This window comes from Streptomyces muensis, assembly GCF_021474425.1.
In the GTDB taxonomy this organism is placed as follows: Bacteria; Actinomycetota; Actinomycetes; order Streptomycetales; family Streptomycetaceae; genus Streptomyces; species Streptomyces muensis.
On record NZ_JAKEIP010000478.1, the window covers coordinates 1 to 3,238 of the forward strand.

A 3,238-nucleotide genomic window follows, 5' to 3' on the forward strand; every position below is an offset into this window, starting at 1 on the left:
GGGGAGTGGTGGGGCGGGTGATCATGACGGTATGGCCGTAGTCGATGTTCCCGGTTCCAAGTCCATCACCGCCCGCGCCCTGTTCCTGGCCGCCGCGGCCGACGGAGTCACCACGCTGACACGCCCCCTGCACTCGGACGACACGACGGCTTCGCCGAGGGCCTGGCCCGGCTCGGCTACCGGGTCGGCCGGACCCCGGACACCTGGCGGATCGACGGCCGCCCGCAGGGCCCCGCGGCGACCGAGGCGGACATCTACTGCCGCGACGGCGCGACAACGGCCCGCTTCCTGCCCACCCTCGCCGCCGCCGGCCACGGCACGTACCGCTTCGACGCCTCACCCCAGATGCGCCGCCGCCCCCTGCTCCCGTTGACCCGGGCCCTGCGCGACCTGGGCGTGGACCTTCGGCACGAGGAGAAGGACGGCCACCACCCGCTGACCGTGACGGCGGCCGGCGTGGCGGGCGGCGAGGTGACGCTGGACGCCGGCCAGTCCTCCCAGTACCTGACGGCCCTGCTGCTGCTCGGCCCCCTGACCCGCGAGGGCCTGCGCATCACCGTCACCGACCTGGTGTCCGTGCCGTACGTCGAGATCACGATCGCGATGATGCGGGCGTTCGGGGTGGAGGTCGGCAGGGAAGGAGACTCCTTCCTGGTCCCGCCGGGCGGCTACCGCGCCACGACCTACGCCGTCGAGCCCGACGCGTCGACCGCGAGCTACTTCTTCGCCGCGGCGGCGGCCACCGGCGGCGAGGTGACGGTCCCGGGGCTGGGCGAGGGCGCGCTCCAGGGCGACCTCGGCTTCGTCGACGTACTGCGACGGATGGGCGCGCGGGTGACGGTGGGCCGGGACGCGACGACGGTCCGGGGAACCGGCGAACTGCGGGGCGTCACCGTCAACATGCGCGACATCTCCGACACCATGCCGACCCTCGCCGCCATCGCGCCCTTCGCCTCCGGCCCGGTACGCATCGAGGACGTGGCGAACACGCGGGTGAAGGAGTGCGACCGGCTGGAGGCCTGCGCGGAGAACCTGCGGCGGCTGGGGGTCGAGGTGGCGACGGGCCCGGACTGGATCGAGATCCAGCCGGCACCGGCGGACGGCCCGACCGGTACGGAGATCAAGTCCTACGGCGACCACCGCATCGTCATGTCCTTCGCGGTGACCGGACTGCGGGTGCCGGGGGTCTCGTTCGACGACCCGGGGTGCGTGCGCAAGACCTTCCCCGGGTTCCACGAGGCATTCGCCCAGGTGTGGGCGGGGGCGTCGGACAGGCCCTAGTCCCCGGTCCTCGGATGGACCGGAACGGCGCTATCGGAAACCATCGCCGTCATGACCGCGTACCTCATCCTCCACGGCTGGCAGAACCACCGCCCCGAGGACCACTGGCAGCACTGGCTCGCCGACCGTCTCACCGCGATCGGCCATCAGGTCGTCTACCCGCAGCTGCCCGACCCCGACGACCCCGAACTCGACGTCTGGCTGGCAGAGTTGGCCCGGCATCTCGACGCGCTCGACGCCGGTACGGAGCGGGTCGTGGTCGCGCACAGCCTGTCCGCCGTGCTGTGGCTGCACGCCGTCGCGCGCGGGCTGCCGGGGCTCGACGCCGTGAACCGGGTGTTGCTGGTCGCCCCGCCGTCCGGTGCCGTACTCGCCCGGCACCCGGAGGTCGCCGGATTCGTCCCGCCGCCCCTGGACTTCGCCCTTCCCGGCCCGACCCGCCTGGTCGCGGGCGACGACGACCCGTACTGCGAGGAGGGTGCCGACGTCGTCTACGGCGCCCCGCTCGCCCTGCCGACCGACATCCTCGCGGGCGCCGCCCACCTCGACCTGGACGCCGGGTACGGGCCGTGGCCGGCCGTGCTGGCGTGGTGCCTGGATCCCACGGCGCCGGTGATGGCCCGTCCGGTGTGAGGTGCCGTTCGGGGGTGAGCGGTGCCGCCTGACGCCCGCCCTGCCACCGCGCCGTTCACCCCTCGTCCGGCGTGACCCTCCCGTCGCGTAGCTCCGGCGTGCCCGCGCCCACGTAGGCCACCGCCAGCACGCACAGCAGCCCGCCCGTGATCAGTGCGGTCGGGCCGGACGTCCAGCCGGCGACCAGGCCGCCGCGGAGGTTGCCGAGGTGGGGGCCCGCCTGGCCGACGATCTGTTCGGCGGCCGTGACCCGGCCGAGCAGGGCGTCGGGGGTGCGGGTCTGGACGATCGTGCCGCGGGAGACGACCGAGAGGGCGTCGGCGGCGCCCGCCACCGTCAGCAGCGCGAGTCCCAGCCAGGGGTTGCTCAGCAGGCCGAACAGGGCGAGCGCGGCGCCCCAGGTGCCCGCCCCGCACAGCATCACCAGGCCGGGGCGGCCCTGCCGGGTGACCGCACCCGACAGGGCCGTCGCCGTCACGCCGCCCACCGCGACGGCCGACATGAACAGGCCCAGGGTGCGGGGGTCGCCGTCGAAGCGTTCCGCGTTGATCAGGGGGAAGAGGCTGGCCGGCATGGCGAGCACCGTGGCGGCGAGGTCGGTGACGAGCGCGCCGCGCACCACCCGGTGGCCGGCCAGGAAGCGCAGGCCGTCCAGGACGCCGTGCAGCCCGGCCCGCGACGGCTCGCCCTCCGGCGGCAGCGCGGGCAGACCGAAGGCGCCGTAGAAGGCGAGGCCGAAGCTCAGCGCGTCCAGCAGATAGCAGACGCCGATGCCGAACCAGCCCAGGAACAGCCCGCCAAGCGCCGGGCCGAGCAGCATCATCATCTGGCCGGTGGCGTGGTTGAGGGCGAGCCCGGCCGCCACCTGCTCCTTCGGCAGCAGCCGCGGCACGAACACGCCCGCCGCCGGACCGCCGACCGCGCCGAAGCAGGAACCGGCCGCCACCAGCGCCAGGATCCCGGCCACCGGTACGCCCCCGGTGAAGCCCTGCACCGCGAGCAGCAGCGCGCAGACCGCCTGTCCGACGGTGGCCACCAGGAAGATCCGCCGCCGGTCCCCGCGGTCCACCCACGACCCGGCGAACAGGCCCACGCACACCATGGGCAGCGCCTGCGCGAGACCGACCGCACCGCTCCAGACCGGGCTGTGCGTCAGGTCCCACACCTGGTACATGACGGTCACCATCGTCATGAAGCCGCCGAGCACGGAGACCGTCCGCCCGATCAGCAACCGCCGGAACACGGGCGAGGTACGCAGCGGCCGTACGTCGATGAACGTACGGGCGAGGCTCATGAGGGCATGACGGGGCGAGGGGAAGGGCGG

General features: G+C 74.1%; 2 protein-coding genes and 1 pseudogene. 2 read left to right on the forward strand and 1 reads right to left on the reverse strand.

All coding sequences use genetic code 11. The annotated features are described in order from the left end of the window. Positions 1-31: 31 nt before the first annotated feature. Together aroA and L0P92_RS43320 are read left to right on the forward strand one after the other, a co-directional pair. Positions 32-1,281: pseudogene (aroA, locus tag L0P92_RS43315) on the forward strand (3-phosphoshikimate 1-carboxyvinyltransferase). Between the two features lie 51 nt (positions 1,282-1,332). Continuing rightward, on the forward strand, positions 1,333-1,914 hold the full coding sequence (locus L0P92_RS43320) for an RBBP9/YdeN family alpha/beta hydrolase (RefSeq protein ID WP_234768631.1): 582 nt from the start codon (positions 1,333-1,335) through the stop codon (positions 1,912-1,914). 55 nt (positions 1,915-1,969) lie between these two features. On the opposite strand, the gene L0P92_RS43325 is transcribed toward L0P92_RS43320, so the two are convergent. Beyond that, complete coding sequence (locus L0P92_RS43325) at positions 1,970-3,208, reverse strand: MFS transporter (RefSeq protein WP_234768632.1); 1,239 nt, start codon at positions 3,206-3,208, stop codon at positions 1,970-1,972. Between the last annotated feature and the right edge of the window lie 30 nt (positions 3,209-3,238).